Source organism: Pseudoxanthomonas suwonensis, assembly GCF_010093235.1.
GTDB lineage: Bacteria > Pseudomonadota > Gammaproteobacteria > Xanthomonadales > Xanthomonadaceae > Pseudoxanthomonas > Pseudoxanthomonas suwonensis.
In genome coordinates, this window is sequence record NZ_PDWP01000007.1 from 1 (window position 1) to 22,335 (window position 22,335).

The 22,335-nt window shown below is 69.1% G+C and carries 23 protein-coding genes; 8 read left to right on the top strand and 15 right to left on the bottom strand.

The window, feature by feature from the left end:
- Window positions 1-371 precede the first annotated feature (371 nt).
- The 4 genes from CSC68_RS04365 to CSC68_RS04380 form a co-directional block, all read right to left on the bottom strand.
- Window positions 372-1,565, bottom strand: a complete 1,194-nt coding sequence (locus tag CSC68_RS04365) for a methyl-accepting chemotaxis protein (RefSeq protein WP_162202316.1) — start codon at window positions 1,563-1,565, stop codon at window positions 372-374.
- An 84-nt stretch (window positions 1,566-1,649) separates the two neighbouring features.
- Complete coding sequence (hflD, locus tag CSC68_RS04370; RefSeq protein ID WP_162202317.1) at window positions 1,650-2,261, bottom strand: high frequency lysogenization protein HflD; 612 nt, start codon at window positions 2,259-2,261, stop codon at window positions 1,650-1,652.
- A gap of 9 nt (window positions 2,262-2,270) precedes the next feature.
- Complete coding sequence (gene mnmA, locus CSC68_RS04375) at window positions 2,271-3,392, bottom strand: tRNA 2-thiouridine(34) synthase MnmA (RefSeq protein WP_162202318.1); 1,122 nt, start codon at window positions 3,390-3,392, stop codon at window positions 2,271-2,273.
- Entirely contained in the window at window positions 3,389-3,832 is a 444-nt protein-coding gene (locus CSC68_RS04380; protein ID WP_162202319.1) for an NUDIX hydrolase, read from the bottom strand. Before CSC68_RS04380 ends, mnmA begins: the two co-directional genes overlap by 4 nt.
- Window positions 3,833-3,966: 134 nt before the next feature.
- On the opposite strand from CSC68_RS04380, the gene clpS reads away from it, so the two are divergent.
- The gene (gene clpS, locus CSC68_RS04385) at window positions 3,967-4,293 is read left to right on the top strand and encodes an ATP-dependent Clp protease adapter ClpS (RefSeq protein ID WP_162202320.1); all 327 of its coding nucleotides are present in this window, start codon (window positions 3,967-3,969) and stop codon (window positions 4,291-4,293) included.
- A gap of 118 nt (window positions 4,294-4,411) precedes the next feature.
- The gene (gene clpA / locus CSC68_RS04390; protein WP_162202322.1) at window positions 4,412-6,694 is read left to right on the top strand and encodes an ATP-dependent Clp protease ATP-binding subunit ClpA; all 2,283 of its coding nucleotides are present in this window, start codon (window positions 4,412-4,414) and stop codon (window positions 6,692-6,694) included.
- Window positions 6,695-6,802: 108 nt separating this feature from the next.
- Here clpA and CSC68_RS04395 read toward each other — a convergent pair whose 3' ends face one another.
- The 5 genes from CSC68_RS04395 to trxB all read right to left on the bottom strand — a co-directional run bounded on the left by CSC68_RS04395 (window position 6,803) and on the right by trxB (window position 10,636).
- On the bottom strand, window positions 6,803-7,162 hold the full coding sequence (locus tag CSC68_RS04395; protein WP_162202324.1) for a hypothetical protein: 360 nt from the start codon (window positions 7,160-7,162) through the stop codon (window positions 6,803-6,805).
- 264 nt (window positions 7,163-7,426) lie between these two features.
- Window positions 7,427-7,645, bottom strand: coding sequence for a translation initiation factor IF-1 (gene infA, locus CSC68_RS04400; protein WP_162202325.1), 219 nt, complete (start codon window positions 7,643-7,645; stop codon window positions 7,427-7,429).
- 78 nt (window positions 7,646-7,723) lie between these two features.
- Window positions 7,724-8,464 (bottom strand): leucyl/phenylalanyl-tRNA--protein transferase, encoded by a 741-nt coding sequence (aat, locus tag CSC68_RS04405; RefSeq protein ID WP_425501203.1) that lies wholly within the window; start codon window positions 8,462-8,464, stop codon window positions 7,724-7,726.
- Window positions 8,461-9,603 carry a GNAT family N-acetyltransferase gene (locus tag CSC68_RS04410; RefSeq protein WP_162202327.1) on the bottom strand — a complete coding sequence of 381 codons (1,143 nt, stop codon included), beginning with the start codon at window positions 9,601-9,603 and terminating at the stop codon, window positions 8,461-8,463. The genes aat and CSC68_RS04410 overlap by 4 nt, the downstream gene beginning before the upstream one ends.
- A gap of 79 nt (window positions 9,604-9,682) precedes the next feature.
- Window positions 9,683-10,636 carry a thioredoxin-disulfide reductase gene (trxB, locus tag CSC68_RS04415; protein WP_162202328.1) on the bottom strand — a complete coding sequence of 318 codons (954 nt, stop codon included), beginning with the start codon at window positions 10,634-10,636 and terminating at the stop codon, window positions 9,683-9,685.
- A gap of 209 nt (window positions 10,637-10,845) precedes the next feature.
- Between trxB and CSC68_RS04420 the strand changes: the two genes are divergently transcribed.
- The 5 genes from CSC68_RS04420 (at window position 10,846) to CSC68_RS04440 (ending at window position 16,286) form a co-directional block, all read left to right on the top strand.
- Complete coding sequence (locus tag CSC68_RS04420; RefSeq protein WP_162202329.1) at window positions 10,846-13,194, top strand: DNA translocase FtsK; 2,349 nt, start codon at window positions 10,846-10,848, stop codon at window positions 13,192-13,194.
- A gap of 92 nt (window positions 13,195-13,286) precedes the next feature.
- Window positions 13,287-13,922, top strand: coding sequence for an outer membrane lipoprotein periplasmic chaperone LolA (gene lolA, locus CSC68_RS04425; RefSeq protein WP_162202330.1), 636 nt, complete (start codon window positions 13,287-13,289; stop codon window positions 13,920-13,922).
- A gap of 60 nt (window positions 13,923-13,982) precedes the next feature.
- A complete protein-coding gene (locus tag CSC68_RS04430; RefSeq protein WP_162202331.1) occupies window positions 13,983-15,395 on the top strand; it encodes a replication-associated recombination protein A in 1,413 nt (470 codons plus the stop codon).
- A gap of 48 nt (window positions 15,396-15,443) precedes the next feature.
- The gene (gene crcB, locus CSC68_RS04435) at window positions 15,444-15,836 is read left to right on the top strand and encodes a fluoride efflux transporter CrcB (protein ID WP_162202332.1); all 393 of its coding nucleotides are present in this window, start codon (window positions 15,444-15,446) and stop codon (window positions 15,834-15,836) included.
- A 48-nt stretch (window positions 15,837-15,884) separates the two neighbouring features.
- Window positions 15,885-16,286 (top strand): DUF4124 domain-containing protein, encoded by a 402-nt coding sequence (locus CSC68_RS04440; protein ID WP_246193443.1) that lies wholly within the window; start codon window positions 15,885-15,887, stop codon window positions 16,284-16,286.
- A 234-nt stretch (window positions 16,287-16,520) separates the two neighbouring features.
- Here the strand turns inward: CSC68_RS04440 and CSC68_RS04445 are convergent, their stop codons facing one another.
- Both CSC68_RS04445 and CSC68_RS04450 read right to left on the bottom strand, forming a co-directional pair.
- On the bottom strand, window positions 16,521-17,204 hold the full coding sequence (locus CSC68_RS04445; protein WP_162202421.1) for a hypothetical protein: 684 nt from the start codon (window positions 17,202-17,204) through the stop codon (window positions 16,521-16,523).
- 153 nt (window positions 17,205-17,357) lie between these two features.
- Window positions 17,358-17,627, bottom strand: coding sequence for a hypothetical protein (locus tag CSC68_RS04450; protein ID WP_162202334.1), 270 nt, complete (start codon window positions 17,625-17,627; stop codon window positions 17,358-17,360).
- Window positions 17,628-18,006: 379 nt separating this feature from the next.
- On the opposite strand from CSC68_RS04450, the gene CSC68_RS04455 reads away from it, so the two are divergent.
- Window positions 18,007-18,672, top strand: a complete 666-nt coding sequence (locus CSC68_RS04455; RefSeq protein WP_162202335.1) for a rhodanese-like domain-containing protein — start codon at window positions 18,007-18,009, stop codon at window positions 18,670-18,672.
- Here the strand turns inward: CSC68_RS04455 and CSC68_RS04460 are convergent.
- From CSC68_RS04460 to CSC68_RS04475, 4 genes are read right to left on the bottom strand one after another with little or no spacing between them, the layout of a single operon-like run.
- Window positions 18,651-19,142, bottom strand: a complete 492-nt coding sequence (locus tag CSC68_RS04460) for a type II secretion system protein (RefSeq protein WP_162202336.1) — start codon at window positions 19,140-19,142, stop codon at window positions 18,651-18,653. The genes CSC68_RS04455 and CSC68_RS04460 overlap by 22 nt on opposite strands.
- Entirely contained in the window at window positions 19,139-19,528 is a 390-nt protein-coding gene (locus CSC68_RS04465) for a type II secretion system protein (protein WP_162202337.1), read from the bottom strand. The genes CSC68_RS04460 and CSC68_RS04465 overlap by 4 nt, the downstream gene beginning before the upstream one ends.
- Window positions 19,529-20,008, bottom strand: a complete 480-nt coding sequence (locus tag CSC68_RS04470) for a type II secretion system protein (protein ID WP_211365686.1) — start codon at window positions 20,006-20,008, stop codon at window positions 19,529-19,531.
- Window positions 20,008-22,329 carry a secretin N-terminal domain-containing protein gene (locus CSC68_RS04475; RefSeq protein WP_162202338.1) on the bottom strand — a complete coding sequence of 774 codons (2,322 nt, stop codon included), beginning with the start codon at window positions 22,327-22,329 and terminating at the stop codon, window positions 20,008-20,010. The genes CSC68_RS04470 and CSC68_RS04475 overlap by 1 nt, the downstream gene beginning before the upstream one ends.
- Window positions 22,330-22,335: the final 6 nt, after the last annotated feature.

The window sequence follows — 22,335 nt, forward strand, 5'->3', positions numbered from 1 at the left end:
TTAGCGTGGGTCCCCGCCCGTCGGTATACAACCGGTGGGGTGCCTCGGCAGCGGAGATGTTGATAAAGCGCCGGGCCTGCCGGGGGGGGGCTCGGCGGCACCCGCAGGCCCGGCCGTGTGGTCCGCGGTGGGGGCGGCGGGGGGAGCCCCCGCCGCACCGGGGACGCCAAGGTCCCAGTCCATGCATGTCAGCAGGGGCGCGGCAGGCGGCGTGTCGTCCGCCAAGGGTACAGCGCAGGCCAGTTCCTGCAGGGCCATGGCTTCCAGCCGGGCCATCAGCGTCGTCCGTGAGGCCGGGAATTCGGGAGCCTGCACGGCAGCAGGCCCCGGCATCGCGCCGGGGCCTGCGTCGGGAGTCGGACGGGTGGGGCTCAGAACAGCTCCACCGTGCCTGCGCCCATGCCCTGCTGGGTGACCGGCTTGTGCGGCGGGGTCTCCCAGTCGCTGCGCAGCTCGTTCAGGCGCTTGCCCAGCTTCTGCAGGGCGCTCAGCAGTTCGGCGTCATCGTTGCCGTTGTTGCGCTGGAGCAGCTCCTGCAGGGCGATGGCCTCGCGGTTGATCGCGTCCAGGCGGTCCAGGTGGACATGGGCACCGCCCAGCGCCTGGGTGGCGATGTCCTCGAACTGCAGGGCGCGCACGGCCTCGGCCACCGAGCCGTCGATCGCGCGGCCGCACTCGGAGATCTCGCGCATGCCGTCGCCCAGGGAAGCGTTGATCGCGGCGACGTTCGCCAGCATCTGCGCCGCCTCGGCGCGCGCCTCGCGGGAGCGGTCCAGGTCGCGGGAGGCCATGTGGGTCACGGTCTCGCGCACCTTGGCGATGGCGTCCTTGGAGCTGTGCGCCAGCTTGCGGATCTGCTCGTTGAACGTGGTCGAGCGCTCGGACAGGTTGCGGACCTCGTCGGCCACCACCGCGAAGCCGCGACCGGCCTCGCCGGCGCGGGCCGCCTCGATGGCCGCGTTCAGCGCCAGCAGGTTGGTCTGGTCGGCGATCGACTTGACGTCCTCCAGCAGGGCGAAGATGCCGTCCAGGTGCTGGGCCATCTGGTCGATGTGCTGCACCGTGGTCGTGCTCTGGCCGGCGACCTGCTCCAGGGCCTCCACCAGCTGCTCCATGCGGGAGCTGGCGTGCTGGGCGAAGCGGGCGACGTCGACGCCGCCGTTGCCGTCCTGGTCGGCGATGAGCCGGGCCATGGCCTGGCTCTGCTGCCGCGACTTGCGGTTCATGGCGTCGAAGCTGCCGCCCAGGCCGGCGACGGCCTGGCGGATCAGTTCGCGGGCACGCTCGATCTCGCTGCGCGAGCCCTCGATTTCCTTGCCGACGAAACTGCGCAGTTCGCCAAGCAGCTGTTCCTGCTCGCGGACCACGCGGGCATGTTCCCGCGACGGCGCCGACGGAGCCGGGCCGCGCAGCAGCAGCCAGGCGGCGAAGCCGAACCAGCTGAGCGTCTGGGTGGTCAGGATCGCCCAGCGCATCGGGGCCGGCCAGTCGAAGCCGATCGCGATGGGAGCGAGGAGGGTCAGCACCAGCGGTGCGGCCATGCGGAAGAACAAGCGGGAGTCCATGGGTGATCTCTGCGGAACCTCGTTCGCAGTATCGGCCGCACGGCCCTTGCCTTTAACCGGACATGCCCGAGTGCGAACTGCTGCTCAGTTGCGGTGGAGACGCACCGCTTCGGCCATGGCCCTGCGCGCGAACAGGAGGTGCCACTGGGCGCCGCCGAGCTGGCGCCAGAGCATGGCCGAACGCACCGCGGCAAGCAGCAGGGCCCGGATCTCCGACACGACCCCGGGCTGGCCGAGGTAGTGCGGGTTGCCCTGGACCATGATCCGCGGCCGCAGGTGGCTGATGGTGTCCGCATAGAGGCTGCCCAGGGCCGCCAGCACCTCCGGGTGGGTGCTGCCCAGCTCCTGCGCCCTCGGCGCGATCCCGGCCAGGCCGTTGGCCACGGCCTGCAGGGTCGCCGGCTCGGAGGAGAAACGGCGCTCCAGCTGCACCGTGGCCAGGGCCAGGCGCGGCAGCAGCGGATCGTCGGCACGGTTGGCCAGGTAGGCGTCGAGCAGGCGCAGTCCCGGCGCCAGGGCAGGAACGCCGCCATACACGGCCGCGGCCGAGGGGGCATCGATGCGGAACACGCTGTCCAGCACGGGCTGGGCGGAACCGGTGTCGCTGTGTCCGGTCTCGGCGATGCGCCGCACCTGCTGCAGGGATTGGGCCAGGCCGGCCAGTGCCAGCACGCGATCGCTGTGGGGATTTTCCATGCCCGTATTCTAGCCGGCGGCCCCGCCGCGCTGTCCCGGCACCGGCGCATCGGTGGAGGCGATGGCCGCCCCACCCAGGCAGGCCTGGCCGTCGTAGAGCACCAGCGACTGGCCGGGAGTGGCCGCCCGCTGCGGCCGTTCGAAGCGCACCGACAGGGTGCCATCGCCGCGCACCCGGACCCGGCACGGTTCCTCGTGCTGGCGGTAGCGGACCTGGGCGGCGCACCCGAATTCCGCCGCCGGCGGCGCACCTTCGACCCAGTGCATGGCCTCGGTCTGCACCGTGGTGGACATCAGCCAGGGGCTGTCGCGGTCCTGGTCCACGTACAGGATGTTGGTGGCCACGTCCTTGCCGACCACGTACCAGGGCGCGGCCGGGCGCCCGCGCACGCCGCCGATGTTCAGGCCCTCGCGCTGGCCCAGGGTGAAGTAGAAGACGCCCGGGTGGGTGCCGACCCGCACGCCGTGCGGATCGCAGATCTCGCCGGGCTGTGCCGGCAGATAGCGCCCCAGGAACTCGCGGAAGTCGCGCTCGCCGATGAAGCAGATGCCGGTGGAGTCCTTCTTGGCATGGGTCGGCAATCCGGCCTCGCGGGCGATCGCGCGGACCTCGGCCTTGGGCAGGTGGCCGATCGGGAACAGGGTCGCGGCGAGCTGCTCCTGCCCCAGCTGGTGCAGGAAATAGGTCTGGTCCTTGTCGCGGTCGACGCCGCGCAGCAGTCGCCAGCGCCCGCCCTCATGGGCGACCTGGGCGTAGTGGCCGGTGGCGATGCGCTCGGCGCCCAGCTCGCGGGCCGCGTCCAGGAAGTGCTTGAACTTCACTTCGCGGTTGCACAGCACGTCCGGGTTGGGCGTGCGCCCTGCGGCGTACTCGGCCAGGAAGTGCTCGAACACGCCGGCCCAGTACTCCTTCGAGAAGTCGCGGAAGTGGAACGGGATGCCCAGCCGGCCGCACACGGCCACCGCGTCGCGCCGGTCCTCCTCGGCGCGGCATTCGCCGCTGCCGTCGTCGTCCCAGTTCTGCATGAACAGTCCGGCCAGCGGCTCGCCGGCGCGGGCCAGCAGCAGGGCGGCGACGGAGGAGTCCACGCCGCCGGACACGCCGACGACGGTGCGCGGGTGCGTGCTCACAGCTGGCGCACCAGGTCCAGCGGCTGGCGCCGCCCGGCCAGCCAGTCGGCTGCGACCTGCCACACCAGCGGGCTGCGGTGGCGCGTGGATTCGGCCAGCAGTTCCTCCGGGGACAGCCACACGGCGCGCTCGATGCCTTCGTCCAGGGTGCGTTCCGGATGGTGCGCCAGGGCGGTGCCGGCGAAGGCGAAGCGCAGGTAGTCGCTGCCATCCGGCGCCTGCCACTGGTAGCAGCCGATGAAAGCGTCCAGGCGGATGTCCCAGCCGGTTTCCTCCAGGGTCTCGCGGACCGCGGCCTGGGCCAGGCTCTCGCCCGGCTCCAGGTGGCCCGCCGGCTGGTTGAGCACCAGTCGCCCGTCGATCCGCTCCTCGACCAGCAGCAGCCGTCCCTCGCGGGCGACCACGCTGGCGACGGTGACATGGGGGTGCCAATGGCTCATCGGATGCGTGTCCGTGTCGGTGGCGCCGGGCAACCGGCATCGGGATCCGGAATTGTCCGGCAGGCACGGCGGCGGCGTCCATCGCGCGCGCCGCGACCGGGCCCGCGTCGCGGTCGCGCCCTTATAATCAGCGCATGTCCAGCACCCCACGCCACGAGAACGAGCACGAACACGGCACCATGGTCGACACCGGCCGGCCGGAGATTGCCCCGCCGCCGATGTACCAGGTGATCCTGCTCAACGACGACTACACCCCGATGGACTTCGTGGTGCTCGTGCTCCAGCAGTTCTTCGGCCTGGACCTGGAACGCGCCACCCAGGTCATGCTCCACGTCCATACCCGCGGGCGCGGCGTCTGCGGGGTCTTCACGCGCGAAGTGGCCGAATCCAAGGTAGCCCAGGTCAACGAGTTCTCGCGCATGAACCAGCACCCGCTGCTGTGCACGATGGAGAAGGCCTGATGCGCGGGGGGACCCCGCCCGGTTGCCGGCCTGCCGCCGGCTGAACACGGCGTTGCGCCGGCACGCTGGAATTGCCGGTGACAGGCCGCATATTGTTGGCAAACCGCCGGAGCGAGCCATGTTCAGCAAAGACCTCGAACAGACCATCGGCCAGTGCTACAAGAGGGCACGCGAAGCCCGTCATGAGTTCATGACGGTCGAGCACCTGCTTCTGGCCCTGCTCGACAACCCGTCCGCCCAGGCCGTCCTGCGGGCATGCGGCGCCGATTTCGACCGCCTGCGCAACGACCTGGAGCAGGCCATCGAGGCCTCCGTGTCGCGCCTGGCCGAGGATGACGGCCGCGATACCCAGCCCACCCTGGGATTCCAGCGGGTGCTGCAGCGGGCCGTCTACCACGTGCAATCCTCGGGCAAGAAGGAGGTCACCGGCGCCAACGTGCTGGTGGCGATCTTCGGCGAGAAGGATTCGCACGCGGTCTACTTCCTGACCCAGCAGGACGTCACCCGCCTGGACGTGGTCAATTACCTGTCGCACGGCATCGCCAAGCTGGGCGAGGAATCCGACCAGGGCGCCGGCGCCCCGGACGGGGAAGGGCGCGCGGAAGGCGGCGAGGGCGAGGGCAAGACCGACGCCCTGACCGAATACGCCACCAACCTCAACGAGCAGGCCCGGGCCGGCAAGATCGACCCGCTGGTGGGCCGCGCCGACGAGATCGAGCGCACCATCCAGGTCCTGTGCCGCCGCCGCAAGAACAACCCGCTATACGTGGGCGAGGCCGGCGTGGGCAAGACCGCCATCGCCGAGGGCCTGGCCAAGCGCATCGTCGACGGCGAGGTGCCGGAGGTGCTGGCCGACGCGATCATCTACTCCCTGGACCTGGGCGCCCTGGTGGCCGGGACCAAGTACCGCGGCGACTTCGAGAAGCGCCTGAAGGGCGTGCTGGCCGCGGTCAAGAAGATCCCCGGCGCGATCCTGTTCATCGACGAGATCCACACCATCATCGGCGCCGGCTCGGCTTCGGGCGGCACCATGGATGCCTCGAACCTGATCAAGCCCGCGCTGGCCTCCGGCGAGCTGCGCTGCATCGGCTCGACCCCCTTCCAGGAATACCGCGGCATCTTCGAGAAGGACCGGGCGCTGGCCCGCCGCTTCCAGAAGATCGACATCGTCGAGCCGACCGTGGGCGAGGCCTACGAGATCCTGCAGGGCCTGAAGGCCCGGTACGAGGCCCACCACGGCGTGACCTATGCCGACGAGGCGATCCAGGCCGCGGTGGACCTGTCGGTCAAGCACATCGGCGCCCGCCGGCTGCCGGACAAGGCCATCGACGTGATCGACGAGGCCGGCGCCCGCCAGCGCCTGCTGCCGGAAGGCTCGCGCAAGGAGCTGATCGACGTCGAGGAGATCGAGACCATCGTCGCCAAGATGGCGCGGATCCCGGCCAAGCAGGTCAGCGCCACCGACAAGGACGTGCTCCAGCCCCTGGAGCGCAACCTGAAGATGGTGATCTTCGGCCAGGACCCGGCCATCGAGACCCTGGCCTCGGCGATCAAGCTGGCGCGCAGCGGCCTGGGCAACCCGGACAAGCCGATCGGCAACTTCCTGTTCGCCGGTCCCACCGGCGTGGGCAAGACCGAGGTCACCCGGCAGCTGGCCCTGCAGCTGGGCATCGAGCTGGTGCGCTTCGACATGTCCGAGTACATGGAGCCGCACTCGGTGTCGCGCCTGATCGGCGCGCCGCCGGGCTACGTCGGCTTCGACCAGGGCGGCCTGCTGACCGAGAAGATCGTCAAGACCCCGCACTGCGTGCTGCTGCTGGACGAGGTGGAGAAGGCCCACCCGGACATCTTCAACATCCTGCTGCAGGTCATGGACCGCGGCGTGCTGACCGACACCAACGGGCGGGAAGCCAACTTCAAGAACGTGGTGATCGTGATGACCACCAACGCCGGCGCGGCCCAGGCCTCGCGGCGCTCGATCGGCTTCACCCGCCAGGACCACTCCACCGACGCGATGGAAGTGATCCGCCGCAGCTTCAGCCCGGAATTCCGCAACCGCCTCGACGCGGTGGTGCAGTTCCAGCCGCTGGGCTTCGACCACATCCTGCGGGTGGTGGACAAGTTCCTGATCGAGCTGGAGATGCAGCTCAACGAGAAGCACGTGGCCATGACCGCGTCGCCGAACGCGCGCGAGTGGCTGGCCCAGCACGGCTTCGACCCGCTGATGGGCGCCCGCCCGATGGCACGCGTGATCCAGGACAGGATCAAGCGCCCGCTGGCCGACGAGCTGCTGTTCGGCAAGCTGGTCAACGGCGGCCGGGTCAACATCGACGTGGTCGATGGCGAGCTGGTGGTCGAGGCCCAGTCCGAGCCGGAAAAGCTGCTGCCGGCGACGGTCTGAGGCGACGTGAAAAGGCCCGGCATGGCCGGGCCCAGGAAAAAAAGTGGCGGCAATGCCTGCCGCCACCTTGCCGGATGCGCCCGCCGGAGCGGGCGCCACGGCGCAACCTCAGCGGGCGCGGCGCTTGCGGCTGGCGAAGTCGTCGGCGCTGATGGGCTTGACCGACTGCACCTGGCATTCGTCGCGCTTGGTGCGGACCACGGTGTTGCTCGGGCACAGGCGATCCTCGGTGCCCTCGCCGATGATCTTCAGCGAGCCGGTGGTGGTCAGCGAGCCGCAGTCGCTACGGAAGCTCACCAGGTAATGGGAATCACCGTCGCGCAGCGCCATGGTGCGGGCGCTACCGGCACGCACGATTTCCCGGTCGGCACCAAGGTCGGTGCAGCTCGCCAGCGAGTTGTTGGCGGCGTTGGCGCTGAAGGCGGCGCCGGACAGCAGGGCGGCCAGGATCAAATGCTTGGTGTTCATGACGATCCAGTATCTGTTTTTGCGGTCCTCATTGGACCTGGCGCGCAGACTACGCATGCGGCGATCCGTACGGACCTGCCTGTGGTGACAATGACCATAGTCACTGGCGATCAAGGCGCCGATGGTGTTGCATGCAATGAACCCATCCCTCGCGTGCATCCCGGCCGATGGCGAAGCCCGGATCGCGCGCATGAAAAAAGGCGGCCCGGAGGCCGCCTTTTCCGTGGGAGCCGGGCCACGTGCCAGGAGGCACGGGCGGGCCGCTCACTTCATGCGATACGTGATGCGTCCCTTGGTCAGGTCGTAGGGGGTCATCTCGACCTTGACGCGATCGCCGGGGAGGATGCGGATGTAGTTCTTGCGCATGCGACCGGAGATGTGCGCGATGATCTCGTGCCCATTCTCCAGGCGGACCCGGAAGGTGGTATTGGGCAGCGTCTCGATGACGGTGCCTTCGAACTCGATGGAATCGTCTTTCGACATGCGTTTCCGATATGCGCGGGCAGGGCGTTAAAGGCGGCAATTTTACGCGAGAAGCCGCTCCGGCGCAAAACAGCCGGTTCAGGCGGCCAGATCGGACGCCTGCAGGACCCCGAATGCGGCGGTCCAGCTCCCCGCCAGGCCGGGACTGGCGGCCAGCTCCCGCACCGCCGCCAGGAAGCGCGTCCGCTCCCAGCGCTCGGCGCCCAGGGACACCAGGTGCGGGTTCTCGACCTGGGCATCCAGCAACGGCCAGCCCCAGCCGTGCAGGCGGCTGGCCAGCGCCGCCAGCGCCACCTTGGAGCCGCCGGAGCATGCGCTGAACATGCTTTCGCCGTAGAACATCCGCCCCACCGCCACTCCGTACAGGCCACCCACCAGCCTGCCGTCCCCATCGAACACCTCCACCGAATGCGCGTGCCCCAGGCGGTGCAGGCGGCGGTAGGCGGCCTGCATCTCCTGGAGGATCCAGGTGCCGTCCTGGCCGGGGCGGGGCGTGGCGGCGCAGGCGGCAAGGACCGCATCGAAGGGGGTATCGGCCTGCACCCGCCAGTCGCAGCGGCGCAGCTGGCGGCGGAAGCGGCTGGACAGGTGGACCGCGTCGGTACGGAACACCATGCGCGGGTCGGGGCTCCACCACAGGATGGGCTGGCCGTCGGAATACCAGGGGAAGATCCCCTGCGCATAGGCCTGCAGCAGGCGCTCCGGCGACAGGTCGGCGCCGATCGCCAACAGTCCGTCGGGCTCGCGCAGGGCCTCCGTGGCGGGAGGGAAGGGGTCGTCCGGCCCCAGGATACGGGGGAAGCGGGGATGCGCCATCAGTCCTGCCCGGGGGTGCGGAACGGGCCATGGCGGGCCCGGGTGCGCGCATGGCGGGCGACTGCGTCCCGCTCCTGCGCACACCATTCCCGCAACGCCTGGCGGAATACGGGATCGACCACGTGGTGGTGGCTGTGCACCAGGGCGGGGAGGAAGCCCCGGGCCAGCTTGTGCTCGCCCTGGGCGCCCGGTTCGAAACGGGTGAGTCCCTGCTCCAGGCAGTACTCGATGCCCTGGTAGTAGCAGGTCTCGAAATGCAGGCCCGGGAGGGTGACGTCGCTGCCCCAGTAGCGCCCGTAGAGCGTGTCGCCGCCGCGCAGGCAGAGCGCTCCGGCCACCGGCTCCCCGTCCAGATAGGCAAGTATCATCAATAGGTTGCGCGGTATTGTTCGCGCAAGATATTCAATGAAATCCCGGGTTAGCGTCGGCGCGTTGCCGTACTCGAGGAAGGTCTGCAGGTAGAAGCGGTGGATCGCGTCCAGCTCGGCCGGGCCGGCCTCGTCGCCGTGCAGGCGACGGAACGCCACCCCGGCGCGCGACACCTTTGCCCGCTCCTGGCGGATGTTCTTGCGATGGCGGTGGTCCATGTCCGCCAGATAGTCGTCGAACGCGCGCCAGTGCCCCGGGTTGTGCCAGTGGTACTGGATGTCGGTGCGTTGCAGCCAGTCCCCGTCGAACGCGACCGACTCCCCGGCGGAATGGAAATTCACGTGCGCCGAGGACAGCCCGTCGGCCTGCGCCCGCCCGGCCATTGCCCGCACCAGGGCCCGGCGTGCCGCGGCATCGCGCGCCAGCAGCCGGGGCCCGGTGACCGGCGAATAGGGCACGGCGAACAGCCACTTGGGGTAGTACTCCAGGCCGTGCCCGGCGTATGCGCGTGCCCAGGCGTGGTCGAACACGAACTCGCCGTGGGAATTGGTCTTCAGGTAGCCAGGGGCCGCGGCGACGAGTTCATCCCCGTCCCACAGGGTGAGGTGGCGCGGGGTCCAGCCCCATCCGGCGCGCAGGCAGCCGTGGCGCTCCAGGCCGTCGAGGAAGGCGTGCAGGACAAAGGGGTTGTCGCCCCCGTGCAGGGCATCCCAGATGGCGGCGGGGACCGCGTCCAGCCGGTCGAGCACTCGCTGGCGGAGCCTGTCGCTCATGCCGCCGCCGGAGCGCAGGCAGTGCGCGCGGCCAGCCGGACGCCACCGCGAAAGCAGCGTCCGGCGTCCATGGACCGCCTCAGGCGCCCTTGTCCAGGTAGCGCTCGGCGTCCAGCGCGGCCATGCAGCCGAAGCCGGCCGAGGTGATCGCCTGGCGGTAGTGCTGGTCGGCCACGTCGCCGGCGGCGAACACGCCCTCGACCGAAGTGGCGGTGACATTGCCGCCCAGGCCCGAGCGGATGGTGATGTAGCCGTTGTCCATCGCCAGCTGGCCCTCGAACAGGCCGGTGTTGGGCTGGTGGCCGATGGCCACGAAGAAGCCGTGGGCGGCGATCTCGCGGGTGCTGCCGTCCAGGGTCGACTTGACCCGCACGCCGGTCACGCCGGCATCGTCGCCCAGCACCTCGTCGACGGTGTGGTGCCATACCGGCTCGATCTTGCCGGCTTCGACCTTGGCGAACAGCTTGTCCTGCATGATCTTCTCCGCGCGCAGGGTGTCGCGGCGGTGGACCAGGTAGACCTTGCGGGCGATGTTGGACAGGTACAGCGCTTCCTCGACCGCGGTGTTGCCGCCGCCGACCACGACCACGTCCTGGTCGCGGTAGAAGAAGCCGTCACAGGTGGCGCAGGCCGACACGCCACGCCCCTTGAACCTCTCCTCCGACTCGATGCCCAGGTACTTGGCGGTGGCGCCGGTGGCGATGATCAGCGCGTCGCAGGTGTACTCGGCGCTGTCGCCGACCAGCCGGAACGGCCGCTGCGACAGGTCCGCGGTATGGATGTGGTCGAACACGACCTCGGTATCGAAGCGCTCGGCATGGGCCTGCATCCGGGCCATCAGGTCCGGACCCATGAGGCCATGGGCGTCGCCCGGCCAGTTGTCCACCTCGGTGGTCGTCATCAGCTGCCCGCCCTGCTGCAGGCCGGTGATCACCACCGGCTTGAGGTTGGCGCGGGCGGCGTAGACGGCGGCGGTCCAGCCGGCGGGGCCGGAACCGAGGATGAGCAGGCGCGAGTGCTTGGTGGCGGTCATGTATAGTCGTTCGGATAAAGAAGGGGGCCCGAGGGGCCGCGCATAGAGTGGCGGCCGGGCAGAAGCGAATCAAGGCAAACAGTTCCGGCGGCGCGATCGGCAGGTCGCGGCCCGGTGCTGCACGGTTTCCTATGAATGGGCAGGCAGATTCGTTTAAGATCAATGCCTAACGCAGGATTCCTGCAGCCAGTTCAAGATTGCGGAGCAACGTGGCCAAGGCATTGACGGAACGCAGCAAGTCCACCCGCGGCAAGGCGCGCGAGGCAAGCGCCGCCAGCCCCGGGCGGCAGCGCCTGTGGCGGGACCCGGCATTGATCGTGATCGCGCCGGGGCTGCTGTACCTGCTGGCGTGCCTGTTCACCTATTCGCCCGCCGATCCGGGCTGGGCGCATAGCGGCAGCGTGGTCGCGCCCATCCAGAACATCGGCGGCAAGGCCGGCGCCTGGATCGCCGACGTGCTGCTCCACCTGTTCGGCTACGCGGCCTTCCTGCTGCCGGTGGTGCTCGGCGCGGTAGCGTGGATCGCGCTGTTCGGCCTGGGCGAAGAGGACGAGCTCGGTCCCGCGCTGCGGCTGGTTGGCCCCTTCGGCTTCCTGTTCGGCGCCACCGGGCTGCTCCACGTGCGCCTGTTCGGGGCCTACGTGCACGACGTCGCCCGCGCCGGCGGCGTGATCGGCCAGCTGCTGGGCAAGTCGCTGGGCGCGGGCTTCGGTCCGCTCGGCGCCAACCTGTTCCTGGTCGTGCTGCTGCTGGTGTCGATCACCCTGGCGACCGGGCTGTCCTGGTTCTGGGTGATGGAGAGGATCGGCGCATGGGTGCTGGCCATGCCCGAGCTGCTGCGGCGCAAGACCCAGCAGGCCGAGGAGTGGAAGCGCACCCGCGAGATGCGCGAGGAGCGCGAGGAGGTCCGCAAGACCGAGGCCGTGCGCCAGGCCAGGCGCGAGCCGGTGCGGATCGAACCGCCGGCACCGCCGGTGGTGGAGAAGAGCGAGCGCGCCAAGCGCGAGACCCAGATCCCGCTGTTCCAGGGTGCAGGCGGCACCCCGGACGGACTGCCGCCGCTGTCGCTGCTGGACGATCCCAAGCCGCAGGCCAAGGGCTATTCCGAGGAGACCCTGGAAGTCCTCTCGCGGCAGATCGAATTCAAGCTCAAGGACTTCCGCATCGACGTGCAGGTGGTCGGCGCCTATCCGGGCCCGGTGATCACCCGCTTCGAGCTGGAGCCGGCGCCGGGCGTGAAGGTCAGCCAGATCAGCTCGCTGGACAAGGACATCGCCCGCGGCCTGTCGGTGAAGTCGGTGCGCGTGGTCGACGTGATCCCGGGCAAGTCGGTGATCGGCCTGGAGATCCCCAACACCAGCCGGGAGATGATCTTCCTGTCCGAGCTGCTGCGCTCGAAGGAATACGACAAGTCCGCCAGCCCGCTCACCCTGGCCCTGGGCAAGGACATCGCCGGCCGGCCGACGGTGGCCGACCTGGCGCGCATGCCGCACCTGCTGGTGGCCGGTACCACCGGCTCGGGCAAGTCGGTGGCGGTCAACGCCATGGTGCTGAGCCTGCTGTACAAGGCCACGCCCAAGGAACTGCGGGTCCTGATGATCGACCCGAAGATGCTCGAGCTGAGCGTCTACCAGGACATCCCGCACCTGCTGGCGCCGGTGGTCACCGACATGAAGGAGGCCGCCAACGGCCTGCGCTGGTGCGTGGCGGAGATGGAGCGCCGCTATAAGCTGATGAGCGCGGTGGGCGTGCGCAACCTGGCCGGCTTCAACAAGAAGGTCAAGGACGCGATCGACGCCGGCCAGCCGCTGATGGATCCGCTGTTCAAGCCGAACCCGGAACTGGGCGAGGCGCCGCGCCCCCTGGAACCGCTGCCGTTCATCGTCATCTTCATCGACGAATTCGCCGACATGATGATGATCGTCGGCAAGAAGGTGGAAGAGCTGATCGCGCGCCTGGCGCAGAAGGCGCGTGCCGCCGGCATCCACCTGATCCTGGCCACGCAGCGTCCGTCGGTGGACGTGATCACCGGCCTGATCAAGGCCAACATCCCGACCCGCATCGCCTTCCAGGTCTCCAGCAAGATCGACTCGCGCACCATCCTGGACCAGTCCGGCGCCGAGACCCTGCTGGGCCACGGCGACATGCTCTACCTGCCGCCGGGCACGGGCATGCCCGAGCGCGTCCACGGCGCGTTCGTCAGCGACGACGAAGTGCACCGCGTCGTCGAGCACCTCAAGGCCAGCGGCAAGGCCGAGTACGTCGACGGCGTGCTGGACGAGGTACAGACGCTGGGCGACGGCGTGGTGGTCGGCGCCAACGGCCTGCCGGAGACCAGCAGCAGCGGCGGCGACGAATCCGACCCGCTGTACGACGAGGCGGTGCGCATCGTCACCGAGACCCGCCGCGCCTCCATCTCCGGCGTGCAGCGCCGGCTGAAGATCGGCTACAACCGCGCGGCGCGCCTGATCGAGGCGATGGAAGCGGCCGGCGTGGTCAGCGCACCGGAGCACAACGGCGACCGCAGCGTCCTGGCACCACCGCCGCCACGCGACTGACCGGACGGGGCAGGGCCTCGGGATCCGATGCCCGCCTGTTCAGGTTTCCCGCGCCACACTTCGCTCCAGCTTTCCTGCTACGCGAGATGACCATGCGTCCGAGTTCCCGTTTCGCCCGCCTTGCCGCCCTTGGCCTCGGCCTGGCCCTTGCCGTCCCGGCCTTCGCCGGCGCGCGCGACGAACTGAACCGCTTCACCGGCGGACTCAAGGGCCTGGAAGGGAGCTTCGAGCAGCAGGTGTTCGATGCCAACGGCCGCAGCAAGGAACGCAGCAGCGGCATCGTCGCGGTCTCCGCGCCGCGCCTGTTCCGCTGGGAGTACAAGAAGCCGTTCGCCCAGCTGATCGTCGCCGACGGCCAGAAGGTGTGGGTCTACGAACCGGACCTGCAGCAGGCCACGGTCAAGGCACAGGGCGAGGAGGAGCGCAACAGCCCGCTGGTGGCGCTGTTCGAGCCGGCCCGCCTGGACCGCCAGTTCGACGTCAGCGAGGAGGCCGTCCCCAGCGAAGGCCTGCAGTGGCTGACCCTGACCCCGAAGATCGACACCGAGGCCAGCTTCCAGATGGCGCGGCTGGGCTTCGGCCCGCAGGGCCTGAGCCGGATGCAGGTGGTCGACCTGGTCGGCCAGAAGACCGAGATCCGCTTCGATGCCTGGAAGCGCAATCCGTCCTTCGCCGCCGGCACCTTCAAGTTCGTTCCCGGCAAGGGCGTGGACGTCGTCGGCGAGTAAGCCCCACGGTGTTGGCCGGAGCATGCGCGGAGTGAGGTGCCGGCGCTCTATCATGGGCGCATGAGCCGCACCCGTCGCACCTCCGCCGAGCAGGACCTGCTGGCCCTCGCCCCGGAAACGCCCGCAGATCCCGCCCGCCAGGAGGCCCTGCGCCCGCTGGCCGAACGCATGCGGCCGCGCAACCTCGACGAGATGGTCGGCCAGCGTCGCCTGCTTGCCCCCGGTTCGGCCCTGCGCCGCGCCGTGGAGGGGGGCAGGGTGCACTCGATGATCCTCTGGGGTCCTCCTGGCTGCGGCAAGACGACCCTGTCATTGCTGCTGGCGCAGTACGCCGACGCCGAGTTCCGCGCCATCTCGGCGGTCCTGTCCGGCCTGCCCGAGGTGCGCCAGGTGCTGGCCGAGGCCGGCCAGCGCTTCGACGCCGGGCGCCGCACCGTCCTGTTCGTGGACGAGGTCCACCGCTTCAACAAGACCCAGCAGGACGCGTTCCTGCCGCACATCGAGCGCGGCAGCATCGTGTTCGTCGGCGCGACCACCGAGAATCCCTCGTTCGAACTCAACTCCGCGCTGCTGTCGCGCTGCCGCGTGCACGTGCTGGAAGCCGTCTCGGCCGAGGACATCGTCGCCGCGCTCAAGCGTGCGCTCGAGGACGAGGAGCGCGGACTCGGAGGGCAGGGGATCGCGGTGGAAGAGGGCGCCCTGCGCGAGATCGCCTCGGCCGCCGATGGCGACGTGCGCCGTGCGCTGACCCTGCTGGAGATCGCCGCCGAGCTGGCCGCCGACGAGGGCGGCCGCATCACCGAATCGACCCTGCTGCAGGTGCTGGCCGACCGCACCCGTCGCTTCGACAAGGGCGGCGAGCAGTTCTACGACCAGATCTCGGCGCTGCACAAGTCGGTGCGCAGCTCCAATCCGGACGCCGCCGTGTACTGGCTGGCACGCATGCTCGACGGCGGTTGCGATCCGGCCTACCTGGCCCGGCGCCTGACCCGCATGGCAGTGGAGGACATCGGCCTGGCCGATCCGCGCGCCCTGCAGATGGCCATCGATGCCTGGGACCCTTTCGAGCGCCTGGGCCGCCCGGAGGGCGACCTGGCCCTGGCGCAGGTCGCCATCTACCTGGCCAGCACCGCCAAGTCCAACGCGGCGTATGCCGCGTACAACGCCGCCAAGGCAGACGTCCACGAATACGGTACGGCCGAGGTACCCATGCACCTGCGCAATGCGCCGACGAAGCTGATGAAGCAGCTGGGTTACAACAAGGGCTACCAGTACGACCATGACGCCGAGGGCGGCGTGGCCCTGGACCAGACCGGGTTCCCCGACGCCATGGGCGAACGCGTCTATTACCGTCCGGTCGAGCGGGGCCTGGAGATCAGGCTCAAGGAGAAGCTGGACCGACTGCGCTCGGCCCGCGAGGAAGCGCGCAGGCGCAGCGGCCGTTCCGGACCGGAGGCGGGCAAGGGTGGCTGACCTGATCCGCGGCGGCCTGGCCGGTACTTCGAGGCACTGGGGACGTTGATGGACCTGTTGCGTGGCCTTATTGCCGTTGGCACCGGCGCCGCCCTGGGTGCCTGGATGCGCTGGGGTCTTGCCGCATGGCTCAACAGCGGTCGCGGCCCCGTGGCCCTGGGCACGCTGGCGGCCAACCTGGCCGGCGGCTACCTGATCGGACTGGCCTTGGCGTGGATCGCGTCCCGCCCCGGCCTCGCCCCGGAATGGCGGTTGTTCCTGGTCACCGGGCTGCTTGGCGGTTTGACGACGTTCTCGACGTTTTCAGCGGAGATCGCCCAGCAGATCGGCCGCCAGCAGTACGGTGCGGCGCTGCTGGGCGCCGGACTGCACCTGTTCGGCTCGCTGGGCATGACCGCGCTGGGGTTGTATACATACCGGTGGCTGCAGCCGGGAGGCTAGGTGGCCTCCGCGGGCAAGGAAGCGCAGCGGAGACATGGAATGCACAGGATGCTCTTCATCGGCGCGCTGGCGTGGATGCCGGTCGCCGCGCCTGCCCAGCAGGTCTACAAATGTGTCAGCGCTGGACAGGTCTCGTACCAGTCCAGCCCGTGCGCCGGGGACAGCGAGCTGGCCGGAATCTGGGACCACGGCGAATACGCGCCACCCACACCGCAACGATTGCCCATGCTGGACGCCGGAAGGCCGGTCCGCGGCTCCAGCACCCGTGAGGGCTACAACCACCGGGCGACGGCTTCCCGACACATCGATTCAAGCACGGCGGCGGACCGTCGCTGTGAAACCGCGCGCCGTCGCCGGGAGACGATCCTCAGGAACGAATCCATCGGCAAGCGCTCGATGGAATTGCGCCGGCGGCTGGATCGCGAGGTGGCGGAGGCATGCCGGTATTAGACCGGTCATGGCGCAAGGATCGGACCGGTAGCTGCGCCATGTGGCCTGGCCCTGATTGAACATAATCCATATTATGCGAAATCATGGACGGACGACGGACCGACCGTCCGGCTACTCCCGGCCCGCCTCCCACATCGGATTGCAGTCGGCCTCGGCTGTCCAGCTGGACACCCGTCCTGGTATCCCGACTGTCCTGGCGCGCCTGGCTACAGCGTCAGCGGCAAGCACCGAAGATCACTGGCGCCGACGCTTGGCGCGCTTTCCGTCTTCGCCCTGCGCGGTTCCGCGGCTTTGCACGAACTCCGGGAATACCTCCGCCAGCGGCTTCGTGTCCGGCAGGATGTAGAACACGCCGCCGCGTTCGAACGTCGGCTCGATCACCAGTTCGTAGAAATCGGGCGACACGTTGATGCAGCCGTGGGTGACACGGTTGTCGTCCGGCTCCGGCGATGCGAGCCGTTCCGGGCGCCGCTCGGAGCGTACGTTGGTGGCCAGCGGATGGATGGAGACACTCGAGTCGTAGTCGACCCACAACACGCGGCCGGCGTCGAGCGAAGGCCCGAATCCGCCGATGAAGCGCCCGGCCGGCGTGGTCCGGTCCTTGCCCGGAATCTCCCGCAACGCCAGGCCGGCGATGCCGGGAGCGATGTGGTCGCCGACCGCCGAACCGAAGAGCGCAGGCGCCGCACCACGCAAGCGGCCGTCGCCGCCGAACACCAGGATCTGCGCGGCGTCCTTGTCCATGATTGCAAATGGATAGCCATGGCTGTCGCCGGTCGCGACAATCCAGCCCGCCAGGTCGATCACCGTGTCGGATACGTCCTGGCCCTCGGGGATCTGGTCAACGGCGGCCGCAGGTTGCTCGCGGGCGTCGCCCTCGGCGTGTGCAACGAACGGAAGCGCAAACGCCAAGGCCAGCGCCAGCGTGCCGCGAGCGGCCCGGGACGCGGGACTCATGCACTTGATGATGGGACGAACTCCCTGACTTGACTGGGGCAAACAACCCGGTGGCCTGCCGGCCACCGGGTCAGGGCTTGATGCTGTCCCCTCAGGAACAGCACAAGCGGTCGATCAACCGCGCGGCTGGCGGCGCGGCGCGGCCTCGAGCGCCTGCACGCGGCTCTCGATCTGGTCCAGGCGCTGGTTGGCCTGCCGGGCGGACTGGTTGGCCGACTCGGCGCTCTGGGCGGCGTTCTGCACCCGGGTGTCGAGCTGGTCAAGACGCGAGTTGATCGTCGCGAACTCTTCTTTGTAGGTGGCGCAGCCGGCAAGACCGACGGTGGCAACGATCGCCACACCGACCATACGCGCCATCGCCAGATTTAGCTTGGTACGGGACATTCCTATCCTCCTTCGTCTGGGAGCTCGGAATATAACGATGTTTTCCGTTCACGCCAGAACCCGACTTCAGCCACGGTTCGGTTACGTAGATGAACTGTGACGAGATTCACCGTGTGGCCATGCTGATGTACACAATCGAAGCGATGACAACAGTCGCTGCTCGAGTCGGCGATCCTCCCTGCCCCGCGCCCACGACCTCCTGCCCCCAGCAGCCAGGTTCGCGCGAGCCCGTATCGTAGAATCCGCACGCTGGGTTCGGCGCGATAGGGGATGTCGCATGTGTTGGTACCGGGGGAAGGGCTCCTGCACGATTCATCCGAGGACGCGGACGCGCACGCGCGTCGTCGCGGCCCTGCTCGCTGCGATGTGGTGGAGCGGCGTGCATGCGGCCACCTGCCAGGCGGCCGACGCCCCCTCCCCCGCCACCCCGCCGGCGCCCTGCTGGACCTGCGGGGCGGGCGCCAGGCTGGTCGATGTCCGCGACCGTGCCGAGTATTCCAGGCTGCATATCCCTGGCGCGGAGAACCTGCCGCTGCAGAGCCTGCCGAATGCCCGCGGTTCCAGCCTTGTCGTCTACGACGGCGGCCGGCTGCGTGCGGACGCGCTGGTGCTGTGCGAACGACTTCACCGCTACGGCCTGCGCGACTTCAAGGTCATCGATGGCGGGATCGCCGCCTGGGCGCAGTCGCAGCGCCGCACGGAAGCGCTCGATGCGAGCCGCCTCACCGATGTCGAGGTCGCGGCGGCCCTGGCCGCGGGGCAGGACCGCGTGGTCGCCCACTCTGACGGGCTTTCCGCGATCCTGAAGAAGCACGCCATCGCCGCTGGTGGCACCTCGAAGAACGGCCGCACCATCGTCCTGGGCCATGGCGACCTGCCCCGGGACCGGCTCCTGGCGACGCTCTCCAGGCGTTCCGGCGGAAACATCGCCCTGTACTGGACCGGGGCGCCGGAACAGCTGGATGCGGCCATCGCCCGCCACAAGGCCCAGGAATCCCGCCGCCTGGATGGCCCGATGGTCGACTACAGGTGTCCCGGCCTCTGAGGCGCTCCCGGCAGCAGGCCGGGCTGGTCCGGCACCACCATGAAGCGCCATTCCTCGTAGGACCTGGCGTTCTCCAGATGCTCCTCGCCTGGATGGAAACCCGCGACCTTGATCGGCCGTGCGGTCGATAGCGAATGCACGCCGACGATCCTGCCGCCGACCCGTACCAGCCCCCATTCCGCTTCGCGGGTGACGGGATCGCGGTAGATCTTCCGCAGGTGGCGGTGCAGTACTCCGCCCCTCTCGTCCTCGAGCAGTTCCTCGAGCGTCAGCGGGAGCTCGCGGGTGCTGCCGACGGCCCGGTAGCTGGCGAGCGCGGCCTGGAACTCCCGTCCGATCCTCAGCAGTTCCGCTTCGGCCTGGCGCCGCTCGGTGTAATGGTGGACGGAGGCGGCGCCCACCAGGCCCACCGAGACGATGGCGATGGTGAAGAGCAGGAAGAGGTAGGTGAATCCGCCCTGCCGCTTCATGGCTCCAGGTCCCGGTATGGAACGCCTCCGGCATTGCTCCCGTGGGCGCCACTGCGCACGTCCACGATGCCCGAACCCTGTTCGGCATTCGCCGTGACCAAGATCCAGGTGTCACTGCGTCCGGTGACCGGATCGACCGGCAGGGCGCGCAAGTAACGGTCGTCCACCAGGCGCTGCAGGGAATCCGGATACCTGCCCTTGTCCTCGTAGTAGCGGTCGAGCGCGATCCGCAACTGCTGGATGTTGGACAGCAGCGCCGTGGTCTCGGCGCGATCGACGGAGGCCTGGTAGCGCGGATAGGCCACCATCAGCAGCACCGATACGATCGCCACCACGACGATCAGCTCGATCAGGCTGAAGCCCTTGCTTGCCGGATACCTGTCCATTCACCAGTCCCGGTAAGGAACGCCGTTGAGGCCGACGCCGGCGGCCAGGCTGTAGACGTCGAACACGTCGTCCCCCTCCTCCGGCGCGTCGGCGGGACTGGCGTAGCTGCGCAGGCCCCAGGTCTGCCCATTGTCCTCCGCCCGTCCCGGGTACATCGGGTCGCGCGGTATGCGCCGCAGGAAATACATCTTCCTGCCCGAAGGGCTGGCCTGGTCGACCACGCCGTCGACCAGCACCTGCAGGTCCGGCGGATAACCGCTGGCGCCGACCTCTAGCTGGATCCGCCCGGCGTCCGCGGCCTCCTTGTAGCGGTCTATCGCCTGCCGGATCTCCAGCAGCGATCGCCGCAGCTCGCCCTCGCGGGTGCGCTTGACGCTGGTCTCGGCGACCGGAAGCGCGATCATGAGCAGCAGCGAGCTGATCGCCAGGCAGGCGATCAGCTCGATGAAGCTGAAGCCATGGCTGCTCCGTCGCATCATCAGCGCACGACCACGCTGGCATCCACGGTCGTGACCGGACCGCTCTCCGGGATGCCCTGTGCGGAAAGGATGGTCAGCGCGGCGCCCTCGCTGGCGGCCAACGCGCGGAAGGTCACGTTGAGCAGGGCGCCCTGCCCCGAAACGGCGCTGCCGCGACGGGTCAGGGTGGCGCTGATCTTCCCTTCGCTGAGGTTGACCTGCTGGACCAGGCTGCTCTGCCCGCCGCCCTGGTTCATGAAGCTGCCCTCCTCCACCGAGACCACCTGCAGCACATGCGGCGGGAAGCCCAGCATGAGCGGCACCTGCTCCAGCGCCTGCATCGTGCTGATGTTCAGCACCGCGGTGAACTGCTCGCCCACCCGCACCTCGCGCGGCGCGCTCCAGCCCATCAGCGTCCGTGCCGGGGCCTGCGACTGCGTGGCCTGCGGGATCGGCTGGATGGCCGCGGGCGGTTCGGTGCCGAGGGGGGTCACGGTTGGCTGGACGATGGTGGGCGGCGCGGACGGCTGCGCCGTCGCCGCGGGCTGCACGGCGTCGATGTCCGAGCGCGCACTGAGCGCACGCGCACCCAGGCGGACCGCCGTGCCGCTCTCGAACAGCATGTCGGCCAGGTCGGCGCGCACCACGCCGCGCACCAGCCTCGGGGTGATCGACAGCACGATCTCGGTGTCCTGCGCATCCGTGCGGCGGGTTCCGAACAGGCGGTTGAGGACCGGGAAGCGGGTCAGCCACGGCAGGCCGGCACCGGTGCGGCGGTCCTCCTGGTTGATCAGGCCGGCGAGGATCTGGGTCTCGCCGTCGCGCAGCCGCAGCACGGTCTCGGCGTTGCGGGTGCCGATCTGGTACGACAGCGTGCCTGACTGGGTCTGGATCTCGCGGACCAGGTGGCTGACCTCGAGGTTGACCTTCATTGCCACTTCGTTGGACGCGTAGATCGTGGGCTGCACCTCGAGCTTGAGGCCCACGTCGACGTAGTTGACCGTCTCGGACACGAAGCCGGTGGAGGTCGAGGTCGAGGTGATCACCGGCACCTTGTCGCCGATCATGATCTTGGCCGACTCGCGGTTCTGCACCCGGATCTTCGGGTTGGCGAGGATGCTGGCGTTGGTGGTCGACTCGTTCAGCTTGATGCTGGCGTTGGGAACGTTGGCATAAAGGCTGGAGGAGTTGATCCCGCGCAGTTCGTCGACCGTCTGCCAGGCCGACGTGCTCTGGTCGGCGCTCACCGACACGCCGATCTCCTTGGGCAGGTTCACGCCCATCTCGCGCAGCGTGGTGCGGTTGACCTCCAGGATCTCCACTTCCAGCACCACTTCCGGCGCACTGGTGTCGTGCAGCTGGACCAGGCGCTCGGCCAGGCGGATGGCATCCGGCGTATCGCGCATGATCAGCATGTTGAGGTTCTCGTCGACCACCAGGCTTTCGGTCTTGAGGATGGTCTTGATGGTCTCGGCGACCGTGCTGGCCTTGGCGTTGTCGAGGAAGAAGCTCCGCACGCTCAGCTGGCGGTACTCGCTGATCTTCTGCGGCGTACTCGGGAACACCAGGATCGAGTTGGCGTTGATGACCATGGTCTCGAGCTGGGTGGACATGCCGATGATGCGGATCGCCTCGTCCAGCGGCGTCTTCCGCAGCTGCACGGTGACCCGCGCGTCCGGCCGGATTTCCGGGTCGTAGATGAAGTTGATCCCCGACGCCTGCGAGAGCACGTCGAACACGGCGCGCACCGGGATGTCCTTGAACTCCAGCGTGACCGGCATGCGGAACTGCGCCTCGAGGCCGTCGCCGGAGGCGTTGCGTTCGAAGTCGCGGGCGCGGATGCGGTCGCGGGCATTCATCGCGCGCGCATTGGACGGATCCTCCTGCAGGACCAGCTCGACCAGACGGCGTGCCTCGTCCCAGTCGCCCGCCTGGATCAGTTCGTCCGCCCTGGCCGCCTGCTGGTCGTGCCGGCGCCGCAGGTCCAGCGCATGGATGCGGCCGCGCGCATGCGCGTTGCCGGTGTCGATCTCCAGGATGGTGCGGTAGGCGCGCTCGGCGGCGACCAGGTCGCCCTGTGCCATGGCCGCGTCGGCCTTGCCGGAAAGCAGGGTGATGGCTTCGGCCCGTTTCGTCAGGTATGCCTGCCGGTACGGGACGTTGCCCGGGGCGGCCTCGGACGCGAGCCGGTACTTCTCGATGGCCGCCGCGTAGGCGCCTTCCTCGAACAGCCGCTGGGCGTCGCGCCGTGCGCCGGATGCCGCACAGGCGGAAATGGCCAGTGCCAGCACGGCCACCAGGAGCATGCGCGGGATCCGCACCAGTTTCCGATCAGTCTGCATGTGTTT